The sequence below is a fragment of the Hydrogenophaga sp. SNF1 genome (assembly GCF_034421675.1).
In the GTDB taxonomy this organism is placed as follows: domain Bacteria; phylum Pseudomonadota; class Gammaproteobacteria; order Burkholderiales; family Burkholderiaceae_C; genus Hydrogenophaga; species Hydrogenophaga borbori.
The window spans coordinates 3,685,155-3,703,709 of record NZ_CP139793.1 but is presented as its reverse complement, the minus strand read 5'-3'; the positions used below and the strand labels follow the sequence as shown (position 1 = coordinate 3,703,709).

Annotated in this window: 16 protein-coding genes and 1 other RNA gene; 15 read left to right on the top strand and 2 right to left on the bottom strand. The window is 69.7% G+C overall.

The features are described 5' to 3' along the window. Positions 1-1,869, bottom strand: coding sequence for an NAD(P)/FAD-dependent oxidoreductase (locus tag SOM08_RS17765; RefSeq protein ID WP_322469414.1), 1,869 nt, complete (start codon positions 1,867-1,869; stop codon positions 1-3). 116 nt (positions 1,870-1,985) lie between these two features. On the opposite strand from SOM08_RS17765, the gene SOM08_RS17760 reads away from it, so the two are divergent. From SOM08_RS17760 to SOM08_RS17745, 4 genes are all read left to right on the top strand, one after another. Next, the gene (locus SOM08_RS17760) at positions 1,986-2,567 is read left to right on the top strand and encodes a DUF2239 family protein (protein WP_116960704.1); all 582 of its coding nucleotides are present in this window, start codon (positions 1,986-1,988) and stop codon (positions 2,565-2,567) included. Between the two features lie 23 nt (positions 2,568-2,590). Continuing rightward, positions 2,591-3,946 (top strand): MATE family efflux transporter, encoded by a 1,356-nt coding sequence (locus SOM08_RS17755; protein ID WP_322469413.1) that lies wholly within the window; start codon positions 2,591-2,593, stop codon positions 3,944-3,946. Positions 3,947-3,969: 23 nt separating this feature from the next. Next, positions 3,970-4,329: RNase P RNA component class A (rnpB, locus tag SOM08_RS17750), an RNA gene on the top strand. Positions 4,330-4,427: 98 nt separating this feature from the next. Then, positions 4,428-5,003: a porin family protein gene (locus tag SOM08_RS17745; RefSeq protein ID WP_322469412.1), complete on the top strand. Its 576-nt coding sequence runs from the start codon at positions 4,428-4,430 to the stop codon at positions 5,001-5,003. Positions 5,004-5,050: 47 nt separating this feature from the next. Here the strand turns inward: SOM08_RS17745 and SOM08_RS17740 are convergent, their stop codons facing one another. After that, positions 5,051-6,751, bottom strand: coding sequence for an MBL fold metallo-hydrolase (locus SOM08_RS17740; RefSeq protein ID WP_116960701.1), 1,701 nt, complete (start codon positions 6,749-6,751; stop codon positions 5,051-5,053). Between the two features lie 81 nt (positions 6,752-6,832). Between SOM08_RS17740 and dapF the strand changes: the two genes are divergently transcribed. The 11 genes from dapF to rsmH all read left to right on the top strand — a co-directional run bounded on the left by dapF (position 6,833) and on the right by rsmH (position 18,514). Further along, a complete protein-coding gene (gene dapF, locus SOM08_RS17735; protein WP_116960700.1) occupies positions 6,833-7,717 on the top strand; it encodes a diaminopimelate epimerase in 885 nt (294 codons plus the stop codon). Positions 7,718-7,735: 18 nt separating this feature from the next. Next, positions 7,736-8,434 carry a DUF484 family protein gene (locus SOM08_RS17730; protein WP_116960699.1) on the top strand — a complete coding sequence of 233 codons (699 nt, stop codon included), beginning with the start codon at positions 7,736-7,738 and terminating at the stop codon, positions 8,432-8,434. After that, positions 8,431-9,387 (top strand): tyrosine recombinase XerC, encoded by a 957-nt coding sequence (locus SOM08_RS17725; protein WP_116960698.1) that lies wholly within the window; start codon positions 8,431-8,433, stop codon positions 9,385-9,387. Before SOM08_RS17730 ends, SOM08_RS17725 begins: the two co-directional genes overlap by 4 nt. Positions 9,388-9,417: 30 nt before the next feature. Next, entirely contained in the window at positions 9,418-10,602 is a 1,185-nt protein-coding gene (locus tag SOM08_RS17720; RefSeq protein ID WP_322469411.1) for a class I SAM-dependent rRNA methyltransferase, read from the top strand. 64 nt (positions 10,603-10,666) lie between these two features. Next, positions 10,667-11,731 (top strand): GTP-binding protein, encoded by a 1,065-nt coding sequence (locus SOM08_RS17715; RefSeq protein WP_322469410.1) that lies wholly within the window; start codon positions 10,667-10,669, stop codon positions 11,729-11,731. A 271-nt stretch (positions 11,732-12,002) separates the two neighbouring features. Further along, on the top strand, positions 12,003-13,022 hold the full coding sequence (gene dksA, locus SOM08_RS17710) for an RNA polymerase-binding protein DksA (RefSeq protein ID WP_322469409.1): 1,020 nt from the start codon (positions 12,003-12,005) through the stop codon (positions 13,020-13,022). Positions 13,023-13,060: 38 nt separating this feature from the next. Further along, positions 13,061-14,884, top strand: a complete 1,824-nt coding sequence (locus SOM08_RS17705) for an STAS domain-containing protein (RefSeq protein ID WP_116960694.1) — start codon at positions 13,061-13,063, stop codon at positions 14,882-14,884. Between the two features lie 91 nt (positions 14,885-14,975). Next, a complete protein-coding gene (gene hslV, locus SOM08_RS17700) occupies positions 14,976-15,524 on the top strand; it encodes an ATP-dependent protease subunit HslV (RefSeq protein ID WP_070397233.1) in 549 nt (182 codons plus the stop codon). A gap of 11 nt (positions 15,525-15,535) precedes the next feature. Then, on the top strand, positions 15,536-16,867 hold the full coding sequence (gene hslU / locus SOM08_RS17695; RefSeq protein WP_322469408.1) for an ATP-dependent protease ATPase subunit HslU: 1,332 nt from the start codon (positions 15,536-15,538) through the stop codon (positions 16,865-16,867). Between the two features lie 301 nt (positions 16,868-17,168). Beyond that, on the top strand, positions 17,169-17,585 hold the full coding sequence (mraZ, locus tag SOM08_RS17690) for a division/cell wall cluster transcriptional repressor MraZ (RefSeq protein WP_070397235.1): 417 nt from the start codon (positions 17,169-17,171) through the stop codon (positions 17,583-17,585). A gap of 8 nt (positions 17,586-17,593) precedes the next feature. Beyond that, complete coding sequence (gene rsmH / locus SOM08_RS17685; RefSeq protein ID WP_116960813.1) at positions 17,594-18,514, top strand: 16S rRNA (cytosine(1402)-N(4))-methyltransferase RsmH; 921 nt, start codon at positions 17,594-17,596, stop codon at positions 18,512-18,514. The last annotated feature ends 41 nt before the right edge of the window (positions 18,515-18,555 follow it).

Genomic DNA, 18,555 nt, shown 5'->3' with positions numbered 1-18,555 from the left:
TCAAGCCGGCGCGCCAAGCTTGTCATTTTTTGTAAAGCCCCCGACGGGCGGCAGGCCGAGCAGGTCCCGGGCCAGGGCTTCGGCCACTTTCAGGCCGTCCACGCCGGCCGACAGGATGCCGCCGGCGTAGCCCGCGCCCTCGCCCGCCGGGTACAGGCCGCGCGTATTCGGGCTTTGCAGGCCTTCGTCGCGGTGAAGGCGCAGCGGCGCAGAAGTGCGTGTTTCCACGCCGGTGAGCAGGGCGTCGGGCAGGTCGTAGCCGCGGATCTGGCGGCCGAAGGCGGGCAGGGCTTCGCGGATGGCCTCGATGGCGTAGGCTGGCAGCGAGGGCGCGAGATCGGTGAGGTGCAGGCCGGGCTTGTAGGAGGGTTCGACCTCGCCCAGCGCGGTGCTGGGTCGTGCGGCGAGGAAGTCGCCCACGCGCTGGCCGGGCGCGCTGTAGTCGCCGCCGCCGAGTTCGTAGGCGCGGCTCTCCAGCTGGCGCTGCAGCACCACGCCGGCCAGTGGGTGGTGCCGGCCCTGGGCGTGCAGGGCCTCGGCCTGGGCGGCGTAGCGCGCGCCGTCGGTCTCGCCGAAGGCGGCGGTCCACAGCGGCGTGTCCTGCGGAAAGTGCTGCGGGTAGTCGCTGGGTTCGATGCCAACCACCAGGCCCGAATTGGCGTTGCGCTCGGCGCGCGAGTATTGGCTCATGCCGTTGGTGACCACGCGCCCGGGCTCGGACGTGGCCGCCACCACCGTGCCGCCCGGGCACATGCAGAAGCTGTAGACCGTGCGGCCGTTTTTCGCGTGGTGCACGAGCTTGTAGTCGGCCGCGCCAAGCAGCGGGTGGCCGGCGTGGCGGCCCCAGCGGGCGCGGTCGATCAGGCTTTGGGGGTGTTCGATGCGGAAACCCACCGAGAAAGGCTTGGCTTCCATGGCCACGCCCAGGTCCCAGAGCCAGGCGAAGGTGTCGCGCGAGCTGTGGCCCAGCGCCAGCACCAGGCGCCGCGCGGGCAGCTCCAGGTGTTCGTCCGTGTCGAGCCGGTGCACGCGCAGGGCGCGCACGCGCCGCGCGGCGCCGTCGCCCTCGGTGATCAGTCCCGTCAGCTGGTGCTGGAAACGGATCTCGCCGCCCAGGGCGATGATTTTTTCGCGCATGGCCTCCACCACCTTCACGAGCTTGAAGGTGCCGATGTGGGGGTGCGCGGTGTAGAGGATTTCGCCCGGCGCGCCCGCGTCGACGAACTCGTTCATCACCTTGCGGCCGAGGAAACGCGGGTCCTTGATCTGGCTGTAGAGCTTGCCGTCGGAGAACAGGCCCGCGCCGCCTTCGCCGAACTGCACGTTGCTCTGCGGGTTCAGCGCGCGGCGGCGCCACAGGCCCCAGGTGTCCCGGGTGCGCTCGCGCACGGGCTTGCCGCGCTCCAGCACGATGGGCCGAAAGCCCATCTGCGCCAGGGCGAGCGCCGCGAACAGGCCGCAGGGGCCGAGGCCCACCACCACGGGGCGTTCGTCCGCGGTGCGCGGAAAGCCCCCGGGCGCGTGGCCGGGCGCGGTCCACGACATGTCGGGCGTGGGACGCACATGCGGGTTCTGGGTGTGGCGCGACAGCAAACCGGGTTCGGCCGAAGCATCGGCGAGCGCCACATCGACGATGTAGACCGCCAGCAGCTCGGCCTTGCGGGCGTCGAAGCTGCGTTTGAAGACCGTCAGCGTGGCGATGTCGGCGGGTTCGATGCCCAGGGCCTGCGCGGCCAGGCGGGTGAGGGCCGGCACCGGGTGCGGCGGCGGCGCGCGGTCGGCCTCGGTTTCGCTGGGCGCGTCGGCGGCGCGGCGCGCTTCGGCCGGCACCTCGGCCAGGGGGAGTTTGAGTTCGGCGATGCGGATCATGGGTCGTGGGGCTTGTGGCGATCAAGCAGACGAAGCCGCGCATTGTCCCCAATCCCGCGCAGACCCGGTTTTAAATTGATCCGGGCAAAATAAAAACACCCGGGTATAATCTCCACATGTCTGCCCCATCTCCTTCCCGATGCACCGCCTTCCTGGGCGCGCGGCGCGTGGCTTTCGGCGCTTGCGACGAGGTCGCCCGCGCCTTGGGCGCGCTGGACCTGTCGGCCGGCGGCCTGCTGGTGTTCGACGACGCCAGCGGTGCGCTCGTCGACTACCCTTTCCCGGCCCCAGCGCCCGATGCCCGGGCCGCCGCCGCGCCGCAGGTGGGCCGCCCGCGCCTGGGCGTGGTGGCGCGCGAGGTGACGCTGCTGCCCCGCCACTGGGACTGGCTGGCCCGCCAGCCCGGTGGCGCCTCCGCTGCGCTGCGCCGGCTGGTCGATGAAGCGCGCCGCGTGCACGCCGGCCGCGACGCGCGGCGCGAGGCCACCGAACGCGCCTACCGCTTCATGAGCGCCATCGCGGGCGGCTTTCCCGGCTTCGAGGAGGCCGCGCGAGCGCTGTTCGCGCACGACGCCGAGGCCTTCGCCCGCCAGATGGCGCCCTGGCCGCCGGACGTGCAGGCGCACGCCAGCTGGCTGGCGCGCGAGGCCTTCATGGCCACCGGCCCCGCCGATCCCGACGCCGACCCCAACGACTGACCCACCCTTTCCGGACCCTTCCCATGCCCCCCTCCACACAAGGCCCGCTCTGGCGGGTCTATCTCGTGTTCCTCGTGCCCATGGTGCTGTCCAACATCCTGCAAGGGCTGTCGGGCACGCTCAACGGCATCTTCATCGGGCAGATGCTCGGCACGCACGCGCTGGCGGCCGTCTCGGGCATGTTCCCCATCGTGTTCTTCTTCATCTCGCTGGTGATCGGCCTGGGCGCGGGCGCCTCGGTGCTGATCGGCCAGGCCTGGGGCGCGCGCGAGCCGCACAAGGTGAAGGCCATTGCGGGCACGGCGCTGATGCTGGGGGCGCTGATCGGCCTGGTGGCCGCCGCGCTGGGCGTGGTGTTCGCGCGGCCCGCCATGCTGGCCCTGGGCACGCCGCTGGACGTGCTGGACGATGCGGTGGCCTACGCGCGCGTGATGCTGCTCATCATGCCGCTGCTGCTGGTGTTCATCCTGTTCACGCAGCTGCTGCGCGGCATCAGCGACACGGTCTCGCCGCTGCTGGCGCTGCTGATGTCCACGGTGCTGGGGCTGTTGCTCACGCCGGCGCTCATCAAGGGCTGGCTGGGCCTGCCGCCGCAGGGCATTCAAAGCGCGGCCTACGCGGGCCTGGTGTCCTATGCGCTGGCGCTGCTGTTCCTGGGCTGGCGCCTGGCGCGCCAGGGCAGCGTGATGGCCTTCGACGCCGAAATGCGGGCCGCGCTGCGACTGGACCGCGCCATCCTCGGCAAGGTGATGCGCATCGGCCTGCCCACGGGCGTGCAGATGGTGGTGATCTCGGCCTCGGAGCTGGTCATCCTGGCGCTGGTCAACGGCCACGGCTCGCAGGCCACGGCGGCCTACGGCGCGGTCACGCAGGTGGTGAACTACGTGCAGTTCCCGGCGCTGTCCATCGCCATCACCACCTCCATCCTGGCGGCGCAGTCCATCGGTGCGGGGCGGGTCGACCGGCTCGGCGCCATCCTGCGCACCGGCCTGTGGCTCAACCTGGTGCTCACCGGCGCCTTGGTGCTGCTCGGCTATGGACTGTCGCACCACCTGCTGGGCCTGTTTCTCACGCAGGCCGAGGTGCGGCTGCAGGCCGAGCACCTGTTGCACATCATGCTGTGGAGCATCCTGGTCTTTGGCTTTCAGGCCATCGTCGGCGGGCTGATGCGCGCCAGTGGCGTGGTGCTGGTGCCCATGGCGATCTCCATCTTCTGCATCCTGGGGGTGCAGCTGCCCGCCGCCTGGCTGCTGGACGCGCGGCTCGGCTTGCCGGGCATCTGGCTCGCCTTCCCCGTGGCCTACGTGACGATGCTGCTGCTGCAGACGGCGTTCTACCGCTTTGTCTGGCGGCACCGCCGCATCGAGCGACTGATCTGAGGACGCGGGATAATCGCGTCCGTGAAGCGCGCCAGACCGCCGCTGGCACAAGACCCGAAAGGGTGTGCTGGAGGAACGTCCGGACTGCGCAGGGCAGCGTAGGAGGTAACACCTCTCCACCGACAAGCCCCGAGGGTTCGCCCGCGGGGCCCTAAGGTGAGGATCAGAGCAACAGAGACGAGTCGGTCCGGGGCAACCCGGACCGGGTGAAACGGGCAATCTCTACGCGCAGCAACACCAAATAGGCCAGCGTTGATGTGGCTCCGCGGAGCTGGCGGGTAGGTGGCATCGAGCCGTTCGGGTGACCGGCGGCCCAGAGGAATGGCGGTCACGTCCCGGGCAACCGGGACGCACAGAATCCGGCGTACCGGCGCGCTTCACACTTTTCCGGTTGTCATGTGCGAGTTCCGCAACGGGACGGGAACGGTATTTGCCGAGGGTGTTCCCCGGAGAGTTTCTTCCCAATGAAAGGACCGCACACATGACGACACTCAGCACATCCATGCTGGCCTCCCTGCTCGCCCTGGGGTTGGTCAGCGCCGCCACGGCGCAACAGCGGGTTCAGTCCAGCACCGACCCAAAGCTCTACGGCGAAATTGGCCTGTCCCAGTTGAAGATCGAGGCCGAGGACGGGCCCTTGAGCGCCGAGGCCAAGCCCGGCCTGCTGACCGGCACGCTGGGCTACCAGTTGTGGCCGTTCCTGGCCATCGAAGGGCAGGTGGCTGGCAACGTGATGAAGGACGAGATCAAGCTCAATGGCGTGAACACCGGCGTCGACGCCAAGATCCCGCACATGTATGGGCTCTTCCTGAAGCCGACCTTGCCGCTGGGCGATCGAGTGGAGGTGTTCGCGCGCGCGGGCGTGGTGCGCACCAAGCTGGAGTTGTCCGCAGGCGGCCTGGACGTGGACGACACGGGAACCAGCGGCGCCTATGGACTGGGTATCAACGTCAACCTGAGCCGGATGTCGTACCTGCAGGCCAACTGGATGAACTACTACGACAAGGACGACATCAAGGTCCAGGGTGTGGGCCTGATGTACGGGCGGCGCTTCTGAGCGAGCCGCTTTTCGCCTGAAGGCGGGGCCCTTCGCGCGGCCCGCCTTTATGCGTTGAAGCCGCCGAGCGCGCGGATGCGGTCCACGTGGGCGAGCAGCGAGCGCCGCGCCACCGGCCACAGGCGCTCGGGCACGTCGTCGTAGGCCAGCGGCACCCAGTCGTCCAGGCCGCCATCGGGGCGGGCCTGCATGGCGCGCGCGATCTTGGCCTCGCGCGCCAGCCGGTGCGCCTTGAGCTGGTCGATGGCGCGCCGCGCGCCGCCTTCCACCGGCGCCGAGGGGTTGTCGGCGCTGCGCCGCAGGTCGCCCAGCACGTGGCCGTGCGCGGGCAGGATGAATTCGATGCCCTGTTCGTCGCACAGCGCGGCCAGGCGGTCCAGCGAAGCCAGGTAGGCGCTCATGTCGCCGTCGGGCGGGTCGATCACCGTGGTGCTGCCGTTGAGGATGTGGTCGCCCGAGAACAGCAGGCCGTCTTCCAGCAGCACCAGGCACAGGTGGTTGGCCGCGTGGCCGGGCGTGTGCACGGCCATCAGCGTGTGCGTGGTGCCGTCGGGCGCCTGCAGCGCCAGGCGCTCGCCGTCGGCCAGCGCGCGGTCGGGCGTGAAGCGGCTGTTCTCGCGCGCGGTGGCCGCGCTGGCCAGGCCCAGGATGGGCGGGCGCGTGGCGCCGGCCTGCACGCACAGGGTTTGCAGGCGGGCGGCACCGGGCGAGTGGTCGGGGTGCGAGTGCGTGCAGACGATGGCGCGCAGGTCGGCGCCGCAGGCGCGCCACAGGCGCTCGATGTGCGCGCCGTCGTCCGGGCCCGGATCGATGGCGATGTAGCCGCTGGCCGGGTCGCCCACGATGTAGCTGTTGGTGCCGGGGCCGGTCATGACGCCGCTGTTGGGCGCGGTCAGGCGCATCACCTGCTTGAGCAGCGGCACCGGCTGTTCGTGCTGCCAGTCCAGCGGGTGCACGATCTGACCGTCGGGACAGACCAGGGCCAGCTCGCCGAAGGGCGGCTCGTGTTCCATGTGGCGCGACTCGCGGCCGCGGACCAGGCCGGCGCGCGGGCAACTGGTCCACAGCGGTTCGTCGTGCGCGGCGCAGGCGTCCAGCACCGCTTGCACCGTGGCGTGGGCCTGCAGGCGCTCCAGCGTGCGGATGGTGGGGAAGATGATGAAGAACTGGCCGGCGGCGTGGCGCGCCAGCGCGTCGGCCGGGCGCACCCACAGGGGCTCGAACTGCTCGCTCTCGTCGGCCACGGGCTCCTGGCCCTCGGGCATGCGCGCGATGAGGAACGGCACGTCGAAGCGGCGCGAGAGGTCGCGGTCGGTGATCCAGTGGGCGAGCACGAAGACCTCGTCGGCCGCCAGCTTGAGCCCGCGCGCGGTGCATTGCGGCGCGAACGGGGCCTTTCGGTCGAGCGCGGCGATGTCCTCGGCCGTGGCCCAGCCGCCGTCGGCGCGGCGCGCGAGCAGCACGCCCAGCTCTTCGAAGCTCTCGCGGATGGCGGCGATGGCCTGGGTCAGGCGCAGGTCGGTCTGCGTGGGACGGCGCGCGGCGGCGCCGAAGGCCTGGGCGTCGGCGTCGTCGATGCCACCGCCCGGGAATACGTAGGCGCCGGGCGCGAAGCTGGCCGTCATGGAGCGGCGGGTCATCAGAACCTCGACGCCATCGGGCCCGTCGCGCAGCAGCAGCACGGTGGCGGCGGGGCGCAGCGGCGCGGCAGGGCGGGGCGGGTGCAGGAGTTGGGTGGGGCGGACCATGGCGGGATTGTGGGGGAGGGCGGCACGGTCTTGCGTCGTGCGCGCGTCAGGGGCCGCGGGCAGCGCGGATAATCCGCCTCCATGCGGATCCGCTTCACCAAGATGCAAGGCGCGGGCAACGACTTCGTCGTGCTCGACGAGACGCGCGGACGGCTCGGGCTCAGCACGGCGCAGTACCGCTTTCTCGCCGACCGCCATTTCGGCGTCGGCGCCGACCAGATCCTCTCCGTGCGCGAAGCCCCCGAGCCGGGTCTGGACTTCGAATACGTCATCCACAACGCCGACGGCGGCGAGGTGGAGCACTGTGGCAACGGCGCGCGCTGCTTCGTGCGCTACGTGCACGACAAGGGCCTGAGCGAGCGCAACCCGCTGCGCGTGAAGGTGAAGAACGGCGTGCTGGAGCTCAAGCGTCTGCCGGACGGCCGCGTCACCGTGGACATGGGCCCGCCGGTCTTCGCGCTGCCCCAGGTGCCTTTCGAGGCCAAGGGCCTGAAGGCAGAGAAGCTCGGCAACTTCGAACGCTGGCCGCTGGCCGTGCCCTACGCGGGCGACCAGTACGTGGCCGTGCTGTCCATGGGCAACCCGCACGCGGTGCTGCTGGTCGACGACGTCGACACCGCGCCGGTGGCGGCCTGGGGCCCGCTGATCGAGAACCACGAGCGCTTTCCCCGGCGCGTCAACGCCGGCTTCCTTCAGGTGATCGACACCCGCACCGTGAAGCTGCGCGTGTACGAGCGCGGTGCGGGCGAAACCCTGGCCTGCGGCACCGGCGCTTGCGCTGCCGTGGTGGCGGGCATCCGCCTGGGCTGGCTGGGCTCGCGCGTGGACGTGCACACCCGCGGCGGCGTGCTCACCATCGAATGGGTCGACACGCCCGAACACGACGCCCCCGTGTTCATGACCGGCCCTGCCACCCCCGTGTTCGAGGGCGAGATCACCGTGCCCGACGAGCTGAACCAACCGTAATCCTTTGCGCCCATCACCATGACCCAGCCGATCCCGCCCATCACCGAGGACGACATCGCCCAGTACCTGGCCAACAGCCCCGACTTCTTCGAGCGCCACGCCAGCCTGCTGGCGGCGGTGCAGCTCACCAGCCCGCACGGCGGGCGCGCCGTGAGCCTGCAGGAGCGCCAGGCCGAGATGCTGCGCGAGAAGATCCGCGGCCTGGAGCTCAAGGCCGCCGAGATGATGCGCCACGGCAAGGAGAACACCGCCATCGCCGACAAGCTGCAGCGCTGGATGCGCGAGCTGCTGCTGGTGCGCGAGGCGCGCGACCTGCCGCGCGTGGCCGCGACCGAGCTGTCGGCGCAGTTCCTGGTGCCCCAGGTGGGCATCAAGGTCTGGGGCGTGTCGACCGAGTTTGCCGACGAGGACTACGCCCAGGGCGCGAGCCAGGACGCTCAGGCCTTTGCGGGCTCGCTGGCGGTGCCGTACTGCGGCCACAACCCGGGGCTGGAGGCCGCGCAGTGGTTGGTCGATCCCTCGTCGGCCCAGTCGCTGGCGCTGATCCCGCTGCGCGCGGGCGCCGCGCCCGAGGCCTTCGGCCTGCTGGTGCTGGCCTCGCCGGACCCGCAGCGCTTCGCCTCCGACATGGGCACCGACTTTCTCGAACGCATCGGCGAACTCACCAGCGCCGCGCTCTCGCGCTTGCGCCCGGTGGTGGCAGCGGCCACGGAATGAGCCACGCCGGGCCGGCCCGCAGCGACGACGCCGGCCTGGTGCGGGCCTACCTGGACCACGTGCGCGTGGACAAGCGCCTGGCCGATCGCACGCTCGCGCTCTACGCGGCCGACCTCGACAAGCTGCAGGCGTACGCGCGCGAGGCGGGCGTGGCCCTGGCAGACGTGATGCCCGCGCACGTGCGGCGCTGGGTGGCGCAGATGCACTCGGGTGGGCGCAGCGCGCGCGGCATCGCGCTCATCCTCTCGGGCTGGCGTGGCTTCTACGGCTGGCTGGGCCGCCAGGGCCTGATCCAGCAGCACCCGGTGAACGACGTGCGCGCCCCCAAGGCCGGCAAGCCCCTGCCCAAGGCCCTGCCGGTGGACGAGGCCGTGCGCCTGATGGGCCACGAAGACGCCGAGGACGACCCGGCGCTGGAGGCGCGCGACGCCTGCATCGCCGAATTGCTGTACGGCTGCGGCCTGCGCATCGGCGAACTGGTGGGGTTGGACGCGGCGGCCAGCGCCACGGCGCGCGGCTGGATCGACCTGGGCGGCGCCGAGGCCCACGTGCTGGGCAAAGGCAGCAAGCGGCGCAGCGTGCCGGTGGGCCGCGCGGCGCTTGACGCGCTGCGGCGCTGGCTGGACCTGCGCCCCACCTTTGCGCGGGACGACGCGGCGCTGTTCATCGGCCAACGCGGCGGGCGGCTCACGCCGCAGTACATCCGCGTGCGGCTCAAGCGCCGTTCCCTCCAGGCCGGCCTGGCCACGCCGGTGCACCCGCACATGCTGCGCCATTCCTACGCCAGCCACGTGCTGCAGTCCAGCGGCGACCTGCGGGCCGTGCAGGAGCTGCTGGGCCACGCCAGCATCGGCACCACGCAGGTGTACACCCGGCTGGATTTTCAGCACCTGGCGCGCGTCTACGACGCCGCGCACCCGCGCGCCCAGGCCCGCAAGCCACGCGCCAAGTAAGGCCACCCCACCCCACGGACACGACCGGGCATGAAATCCATCCGACTCAGGCCCGGCAAGGAACGCTCCCTGCAGCGCCACCACCCCTGGGTGTTCGACGGCGCCATCGCCAAGGGCGGCGGCGACCCCGGCGAGACGGTGCGCGTGGAGGGCGCTGACGGCCAGTTCCTCGCCTGGGGCGCCGTCTCACCTGCCTCGAAGATCCGCGTGCGCGCCTGGAGCTTCGATCAAGGGCAGCGCATCGACGCCGCCTTCTTCAAAGAGCGGCTGCGCGCCGCCCTGGCCCTGCGTGAGCGGCTGGCGATCGACAGCGATGGCGTGCGCCTGGTGCACGCCGAATCCGACGGCCTGCCCGGCCTGGTGGTGGACCGCTACGGCGACACCCTGGTTGCCCAGTTCGGTGCCGCCGGCGTCGAACGCTGGAAGGAGGTGATCGCGGACGCCCTGCTCGAGCTCAGCGGATGCGAGCGCCTGTACGAGCGCAGCGACACCAGCAGCCGGCGCCTGGAAGGCCTGGCCGACGCCACCGGCTGGTTGCGCGGGCAGGGCGATACCGCGCTGGTGCTGCAGGAACATGGCTGGCGTCTGGGCCTGGACATCGCCAGCGGCCACAAGACCGGCTACTACCTCGACCAGCGCGACAGCCGCGCCGCCTGCCGCGAACTGGTGGCGCGGCACCGCCTGGGCGAGGTCTTCAATGGCTTCTGCTACACCGGCGGTTTCACCGTGGCCGCGCTCGCGGGCGGTGCCGAGCGCGTGCTCTCCGTCGACTCTTCGGGGCCCGCGCTGGAGCAGGCCCGGGCCAATGTGGCCCTCAATGGCTTCGACGCCGGCCGCTGCGAGTGGCGCGACGCCGACGTCAACGCCACCCTGCGCCGCCTCATCGACGAGGGACGGCAATTCGACGGCATCGTGCTCGACCCGCCCAAGCTGGCCCCCACGGCGGCGCACGCCGAGCGCGCCGCGCGCGCCTACAAGGACCTTAACCGCCTGGGCTTCAAGCTGCTGCGCCCCGGCGGCGTGCTGTTCACCTTCTCCTGCTCCGGCGGGGTGGGGGTGGAGCTGTTTCACAAGATCGTGGCCTCGGCCGGCCTGGAAGCCGGCGTGGACGGCGTTTTCCTGCAGCGCCTGGGCGGTGCCCGCGACCACCCGATGACGGTGAGCTTCCCCGAAGGCGAATACCTCAAGGGCCTGGTGGTGATGCGCCGGCCCTGAACCCGGCCCGCGCCGGGCTGGCCTACACTCTTTCGCCTTCGTTTTCCCCCCACCCCTACGCACCATGGCCCTGATCCCCGCCACCATCCTCACCGGCTTCCTCGGCTCGGGCAAAACGACCCTGCTCAAGCGCGTGCTCACCGAGGCGCATGGCCAGAAGATCGCCGTCGTCGAAAACGAGTTCGGCGAAGAGAACATCGACAACGAAATCCTGGTGGCCGACACCACCGAGAACATCATCCAGATGAGCAATGGCTGCATCTGCTGCACCATCCGCGACGACCTGCGCGCCACGCTGGCCGACCTGGCGCAGAAAAAGCGCAAGGGCGAACTCGACTTCGAGCGCGTGGTGATCGAAACCACCGGCCTGGCCGACCCCGGCCCCGTGGCCCAGACCTTCTTCATGGACGACGAGGTGGCCGAGCAGTACCTGCTGGACGCCATCGTCACCCTGGTGGACGCCAAGCACGCCGCGCAGCAGCTCAACGACCGCCAGGAAGCCCGTCGCCAGGTCGGCTTCGCCGACCAGATCTTCATCAGCAAGGCCGACCTGGTCTCGGCGGACGAGGTCGATGCCCTGGTCCACCGCCTCAAGCACATGAACCCGCGCGCGGCCATGCGGCCCGCGCACTTCGGCGAAGTGGCCATCAGCGAGGTCTTCGACCTGCGCGGCTTCAACCTCAACGCCAAGCTCGAGATCGACCCGGACTTCCTCAAGGCCGACGACCACGACCATCACGATCACGATCACCATGGCCACGATCACGCCCATGGCGAGCACTGCGACCACCCCTCGCACCAGCACGGCCACGGCCACCACCACCATCACGACGACGACGTCAAGAGCTTCGTCTACCGCGCCGAGCGCCCCTTCAGCCCCGAAAAGCTGGAGGACTTCCTGGGCGCCATCGTGCAGGTCTACGGCCCGCGCATGCTGCGCTACAAGGGCGTGCTGCACATGCAGGGCACCGAGCGCAAGGTCATCTTCCAGGGGGTGCACCAGCTCATGGGCAGCGACCTGGGCCCCGAGTGGGGGCCGGACGAAAAGCGCGTGAGCAAGATGGTGTTCATCGGCATCGAACTGCCGCGCGACATCCTCGAGCAGGGGCTCGAGCAGAGCCTGGCCTGAACCGGGCGCGGGTCGGGCCGTTCAGCGCGGGGGAGCCGGGCCGTGTCGTTTGTCTCACCACGGCCGGCCCCGGTCTGCCAGCCGGCGCGGGCCGCGCTTCGCGCATGGCTACAATCGCGCCCCGAATCAACCGGGGCCTTTGTCACACGGCAAGGGGGTATAACAGCGCCTTTGCCGATGGCGGGCCCGGGTTGGAGCCCGTCGCCATCGGTCCACGAGCCGGGCGCGATCCCTGTGAAGGGGCGTGCCGGCCATCCCAAGGAGACCCGTTGTGAAAGCCCCGGCTTCCAAGGCAGCGAAAGCAGGCAAGTCCGTCGCCTCGGGCGCCACGGCGCGTGCCGGCAAGCCGGTGGCACACAAGAAGGCCTCCCCGGTCAAGGCCGTGGCCAAAGCCCCGGCGAAGGCGCCCGTGAAGGCGGTCAAGGCCGTGGCCAAGAAGGCGGCGCCGAAACCGCTGCCCAAGGCCGTGGCCAAGCCGCCGGTGAAAGCCGCCGCCAAGGCCGTGGCGAAGCCCGTGGCCAAAGCGCCGGCCGTCAAGAAGCCGGTGGTGAAAGCCGCCGCCAAGGCACCGGTCAAGGCCAAGGTCGCGGCATCGCCCGCCGCCAAGGCCGCGGCCGTGGCCAGCGACCTCATTTCCAAGGTGGCCAGCGCTGCGGCGCCCACCGCGACCGAATCCTCGCCGGCGCCCATGGGCAAACGCGAGGCGCGCAAGGCCATGCTGGCGCAGATGTCCCAGCCAGCCTCCGCGCCCAGCCATGCCCCAGACGCCCCCAAGGCGACTTTCTCTCCCGTGAATGAACGAACCGTCATGACGTCCCCCGCCCCCCCATCCCTGCAGAAGGACCCCAAGCGGGCCAACAACTGGAAGACCCTCAAGGTCGAACAGCTCACCGACGCGGACGTGCTGGCCATGCCCGACAGCGAGTACATGAACGACGTGCAACTGGCGTTCTTCAAGACCAAGCTCAAGGGCCTGAAGACCGACATGCTCAACAACGCGGGTGAAACCACCGAACACCTGCGCGAGGACACCGTCGTCGTGCCCGATCCGGCCGACCGCGCCACCATCGAAGAAGAGCACGCCCTGGAGCTGCGCACGCGCGACCGCGAGCGCAAGCTGCTCAAGAAGATCGAGCAGGCCATCGCGCGCATCGAGGCCGGCGACTATGGCTATTGCGAGGAAACCGGCGAGCCCATCGGCGTGGGCCGGCTCATCGCGCGGCCCACGGCCAGCCTCTCGCTCGAGGCGCAACAGCGCCGCGAGCTCAAGCAGAAGATGTTCGGCGACTGAGTTCGACCGGCACCGACCCGACCCACAGCCCGGTTCCAATGTCCAAGGACGAATCCAGCGGCGGCTTCCTCTCCAAGGTGGTGAAGTTCGTTCGCCACCCCACCACGAGCTGGGCCGACCTGGACACCCGTCAGTCGGACCGCGAGAGCGAGTACAGCAAGGCCGCGCTCAAGGAGATGATCGAGCGCAAGCGGCGCAACGACTTCGTGCGCAAGCGCGAGTTCGACATGCTGCGCAAGATCCGCTCGCGCGAGGGCTCGCCCGCCGAGGCCCAGGGCATGCGCCCGTCCTTCTTCCAGAGCAGCATCCCCTCCAAGCCCGATGACCGGGCGATGACGCTCAAGAAGATCGACGAGATCGAAGCGCAGATGTCCATGCAGTGGTGGAAAACCAAGGGCGCGGACTCGATCACCAGCACCGGTTCTCCGGGGCCCAACAGCGCGGCGCAGCCGCCCGGAACCTTGCCGCAGAAGGCCCGTGAGGCCTCGCCGATCCGGCCCCTGCCGCAGGTGGACCCGGCGCGCCTGCGCGCCCAGTACGACGTGACGGAGCCCGCGCCACTGCTGCATCCCTCGGCGCAGCGCGAGCACCAGGCCACCGAGCCGATGGCGCTGCGGCCGTCGCAGGCGACGGCGCCCGCGCCGATCAAGCCGTCCAGCAGTCCCCGCACGGGCCTGATGGCGCCGCGCGCGGGCACGCCCAGCAGCCAGCAGTTGGGCTCGGAGTTCTCGGCCTCGCATTTCTACGCGCTGGACGTTCAGGAGGTGGCCCAGGACCCCGAGGTGGAGGAGGCCGCCATCCGCTTCGCCAATGGCGACGACGCCGGCGCCGAACAGGGGCTGCTGGAGGCCGTCTCCGACGGCGGCGCCCGCGTCGACCAGGAGGCCGATTGGCTCGCCCTGTTCGATCTGTACCGCGCCACCGGCCAGCTCGCACCCTTCGAGAACCGGGCGGTGGAGTTCGTGAACCGGTTCGACCGCTCGGCCCCGCAGTGGTACGACATGCCGGCCGCGGTGCAGCGCATGGTGGTCGCGGCCGACGCGCCGATGGCCGCGGGGCACGCACGCGCCGTGTGGGCCTGTGAGGCCGAACTCGACGCGCACGCCGTGGGCTCGCTGCAGAACGTGCTGACGCGCGCGCGCCAGCCCTGGGTGATCGACTGGAGCCTGCTCAACAGCATGGACCCCAAGGCCGCGCGTGCGTTGTTGGGCCTGGTCACGCTCTGGACCGACCAGGACGTGGAGCTGCGCTTCGTGGGCGGCGCCAGGCTGCGCGACGTGCTCAAAAGCATGACCCATTCGGGCCGCCGCGACGTCGAGCAGCTGTGGTGGGAGCTGCGCATGGCCATGCTGCGGCTGATGAACCGGGCGGATGAGTTCGAGCTCACCGCGCTGGACTTCTGCGTCACCTACGAGCTGTCCCCGCCTGGCTGGGAGCGGCCCCGCTGCCGCTACCAGTCGATGCGCGGCGATGGCGACGAAGGCCATTCCGTGCTGGGCGAATCGGTGATCGAAACCCTATCGCCGCCGTCCACGCTCTCGGGTGAGTCGGTCATGGACTCGCAACCCGGGTCCATCAACCACCTTGGCCTGGTTGAGCTGTCGGGTGAAATCCGCGGCGACGCGCAGAGCACCATCGACATGCTGGAGCAGCGACTGGAAGGGGCCGACGTGCTGATCCTCTCCTGCCGCAACCTGATCCGCGTCGATTTTTCGGCCGCGGGCACGCTGCTCAACTGGGTGTCGAACCACCACGCGCAGAACCGGCTCGTGCAGTTCGTCGACGTGCACCGGCTGGTCTCGGCCTTCTTCCACGTCATCGGCATCACCGAGTACGCGAAGGTGGTCCTTCGCAACGATTGACCCGCCGGGCGGTCGGCCGCCCGGCCGGCGCTTGCATCCGGTTTCACCGCCCCCCCTTGCGGGGTGGCGCAACGCCCCCACTTCAGTTCCCATGGAATCTTTTCACGGTACCACCATCGTCTGCGTCCGCCGCGAAACGCCGCAGGGCGTGCAGGTCGCCATCGGTGGCGACGGCCAGGTCACCCTGGGCCACATCGTCATCAAGGGCACGGCGCGCAAGGTGCGCAAGCTCTACCACGACCGCGTGCTGGCGGGCTTCGCTGGCGCCACGGCCGACGCCTTCACCCTGTTCGAGCGTTTCGAGGCCAAGCTGGAGAAGCACCAGGGCCACCTGGCGCGCGCGGCCATCGAGCTCACGCGCGACTGGCGCACCGACCGCGTGCTGCGCCGCCTGGAGGCCATGCTCGCGGTGGCCGACCGCAGCGCCGCGCTGGTCATCACCGGCAATGGCGACGTGCTCGAGCCCGAGCACGGCATCGTTGCCATCGGCTCGGGCGGCGCTTACGCCCAGGCCGCGGCCAAGGCGCTCATCGACCACACCGCGCTCAGCGCCGAAGACGTGGTGCGCCAATCGCTCGCCATCGCGGGCGAGCTGTGCATCTACACCAACATGAACCACACCATTGAAACGCTCGACTGAGGTTGTTTGACATGTCTTCGATGACGCCCCAGGAGATCGTCTCCGAGCTCGACCGCTTCATCATCGGCCAGAAGGGCGCCAAGCGCGCCGTGGCCATCGCCTTGCGCAACCGCTGGCGGCGCCAACTGGTGGACGAAAAGCTGCGCCCGGAGATCACGCCCAAGAACATCCTCATGATCGGCCCGACCGGCGTGGGCAAGACCGAGATCGCGCGCCGCCTGGCCAAACTGGCCGACGCGCCCTTCATCAAGGTCGAGGCCACCAAGTTCACCGAGGTGGGCTACGTCGGCAAGGACGTTGACAGCATCGTGCGCGACCTGGCCGATATCGCCATCAAGCAGACGCGCGATGCGGCGATGCGCCAGCAGCGCGCGCGCGCCGAGGACGCGGCCGAGGAGCGCATCCTCGACGCGCTGATCCCCCCGCCGCGCGCCGTGGGTTTCGAGCCCCAGCCCACGCCCGACAGCGCCGCGCGCCAGGCCTTCCGCAAGAAGCTGCGCGAGGGCGAGCTCGACGACCGCGAGATCGAGATCGAGGTGGCCGAGCCGCGTCCCACGATGGAGATCATGGGGCCCGCCGGCATGGAGGAAATGGCCGAGCAGCTCAAGGGCCTGTTCGGCCAGTTCGGCGCCGGTCGCAAGCAGCAGCGCAGGCTGCGCATCGCCGAGGCACTGAAACTGCTGATCGACGAAGAGGCGGCCAAGCTCGTCAACGAAGACGAGATCAAGGCCCGCGCCTTGCACAACGCCGAGCAGAACGGCATCGTCTTCATCGACGAGATCGACAAGGTGACCTCGCGCAGCGAGAGTGGCGGCACGGCCGAGGTGTCGCGCCAGGGCGTGCAGCGCGACCTGCTGCCGTTGGTGGAGGGCACGACGGTGTCCACCAAGTACGGACCGATCAAGACCGACCACATCCTGTTCATCGCCAGCGGCGCCTTCCACCTGTCCAAGCCCAGCGACCTCATCCCCGAGCTGCAGGGGCGCTTTCCGATCCGCGTGGAGCTGCAGTCGCTGTCGGTGGACGATTTCGAAGCCATCCTCACTCAGACCCATGCGTCGCTGGTGCGGCAGTACCAGGCGCTGCTGGAGACGGAAGGCGTGACGCTGGTGTTCCAGCCCGACGGCATCCGCCAGCTGGCGCAGATCGCCTGCGAAGTGAACGAGCGCACCGAGAACATCGGGGCGCGGCGGCTTTCCACGGTGATGGAACACCTGCTCGACGAGGTGAGCTTCGACGCGGCCAAGCTGCAGGGCCAGACCGTGAACATCGACGCCGCCTTCGTGCAAGGGCGGCTGGGCGCGCTCAGCCAGGACGAGGACCTGTCGCGCTACATCCTCTGAGCGGCCTGGCCGGTCGGGGCTCCATTCCCGCCGCCGACCCACCCACACCGCCCGTCGCCTCGTGAAACGCCCGTGGAACCACCCCACGGGCGTTCCTGTTTTGAAGCTTCACTTGCACTGACCTTTGTAAGTGCTTGCTTTTTATGTGCTTTTTGGTCCTAGATTCTCCGCGAAATCACTTCTAAGTGGTTGATTTCATTGAAAAAAAGTGTGCATGACCCCTGGTGCGCGAGTGTTTTCCTGCTACAGTGGGAATAAGTGCAATTAAGTGGTGGTATGTCCCACCTAAAGGTCGAAAGCGGTGTTCCAGGGCGCGTCTTCGCTGAGTCTCGATGCCAAGGGGCGGCTGTCCGTGCCGACCCGGCACCGCGACGCCCTGGGCGGCTCGCTCACGATCACCAAACACCCCCACGGCTGCCTCATGGTCTTCCCGCGCGAGGCCTGGGAAGACTTCCGCGGCCGCATCGCCAACCTGCCCATGCAGGCCCAGTGGTGGAAACGCATCTTCCTCGGCAATGCCATGGACGTGGAGGTGGACGGCACCGGTCGCGTGCTGGTCTCGCCCGAATTGCGCGCCGCGGCCGGCATCAGCAAGGATGTCGTGCTGCTCGGCATGGGCGCCTACCTTGAACTGTGGGACGCCCAGGTGTATGCCGCACAGGAGGCTGAGGCCATGAAGGCCGAGATGCCCGATGTGTTCAAGGACTTTTCCTTCTAAGGGCGGTGGTGGAGACGACATGGACCCATCAGACCGTCCTGTTGAACGAGGCCGTGCAGGCGCTTTCGATCAACCCGGATGGCCACTACGTCGACGCCACCTTCGGCCGCGGCGGGCACAGCCGCGCCATCCTGCAAAGGCTGTCGCCCCAAGGGCGGCTGACCGTCTTCGACAAGGATCCCCAGGCCATCGAGGTGGCGCGCCAGCTGGCCGCGCAGGATGCGCGCGTCTCGGTGCGGCACAGCGGCTTTGCGGCCATGGCCGAACTGCCGCCGGCCTGTGCCGACGGCATCCTCATGGACCTTGGCGTGAGTTCGCCGCAGATCGACGACCCCGCGCGGGGTTTCTCGTTCCGCCACGACGGCCCGCTGGACATGCGCATGGACACCACGCGTGGCCAGAGCGTGGCCCAGTGGCTCGAGACGGTGCCCATTTCCACCCTGGCGGAGGTCATTCGTGACTATGGCGAAGAACGGTTTGCTGCACCGATTGCAAAGGCGATTGATCGTCGCCGACAGGAACGGGGCCCTGTTCGAACCACCGGCGAGCTGGCCGAAATCGTGGCTGGCGCGGTCAAAACCCGCGAGCCGGGCAAGGACCCTGCAACGCGCACATTTCAGGCTCTTCGGATTTTCATCAACGCCGAGCTTGAAGAGCTGCAACAGGCGCTAGAAGCCAGTCTGGCACTGCTCAAGCCCCAAGGTCGCCTCGTGGTCATCAGCTTCCACTCCCTGGAAGACCGCCCGGTCAAGCAGTTCATGGCGCGCCATTCGCGCGCCGTGGTGGACCGCCGCGCCCCCTTCGCCGAGCCCGCGCCCACGCGCCTGGCCGAGGTGCACCGCGTGATGCCGTCCGAAGCGGAGGTGCAGGGCAACCCGCGCGCGCGCAGCGCTGTCATGCGCGTGGCCACGCGAACGGGGGTGGCATGAGCGCCGCGGCGGACCGCCTCCAGCCGGCTCGCATCCCGTCG

Coding starts and splice junctions, on each gene's coding strand:
- SOM08_RS17765 (WP_322469414.1), bottom strand. CDS start 1,869: ATGATCCGCATCGCCGAACTCAAACTCCCCCTGGCCGAGGTGCCGGCC.
- SOM08_RS17760 (WP_116960704.1), top strand. CDS start 1,986: ATGTCTGCCCCATCTCCTTCCCGATGCACCGCCTTCCTGGGCGCGCGG.
- SOM08_RS17755 (WP_322469413.1), top strand. CDS start 2,591: ATGCCCCCCTCCACACAAGGCCCGCTCTGGCGGGTCTATCTCGTGTTC.
- SOM08_RS17745 (WP_322469412.1), top strand. CDS start 4,428: ATGACGACACTCAGCACATCCATGCTGGCCTCCCTGCTCGCCCTGGGG.
- SOM08_RS17740 (WP_116960701.1), bottom strand. CDS start 6,751: ATGGTCCGCCCCACCCAACTCCTGCACCCGCCCCGCCCTGCCGCGCCG.
- dapF (WP_116960700.1), top strand. CDS start 6,833: ATGCGGATCCGCTTCACCAAGATGCAAGGCGCGGGCAACGACTTCGTC.
- SOM08_RS17730 (WP_116960699.1), top strand. CDS start 7,736: ATGACCCAGCCGATCCCGCCCATCACCGAGGACGACATCGCCCAGTAC.
- SOM08_RS17725 (WP_116960698.1), top strand. CDS start 8,431: ATGAGCCACGCCGGGCCGGCCCGCAGCGACGACGCCGGCCTGGTGCGG.
- SOM08_RS17720 (WP_322469411.1), top strand. CDS start 9,418: ATGAAATCCATCCGACTCAGGCCCGGCAAGGAACGCTCCCTGCAGCGC.
- SOM08_RS17715 (WP_322469410.1), top strand. CDS start 10,667: ATGGCCCTGATCCCCGCCACCATCCTCACCGGCTTCCTCGGCTCGGGC.
- SOM08_RS17705 (WP_116960694.1), top strand. CDS start 13,061: ATGTCCAAGGACGAATCCAGCGGCGGCTTCCTCTCCAAGGTGGTGAAG.
- hslV (WP_070397233.1), top strand. CDS start 14,976: ATGGAATCTTTTCACGGTACCACCATCGTCTGCGTCCGCCGCGAAACG.
- hslU (WP_322469408.1), top strand. CDS start 15,536: ATGTCTTCGATGACGCCCCAGGAGATCGTCTCCGAGCTCGACCGCTTC.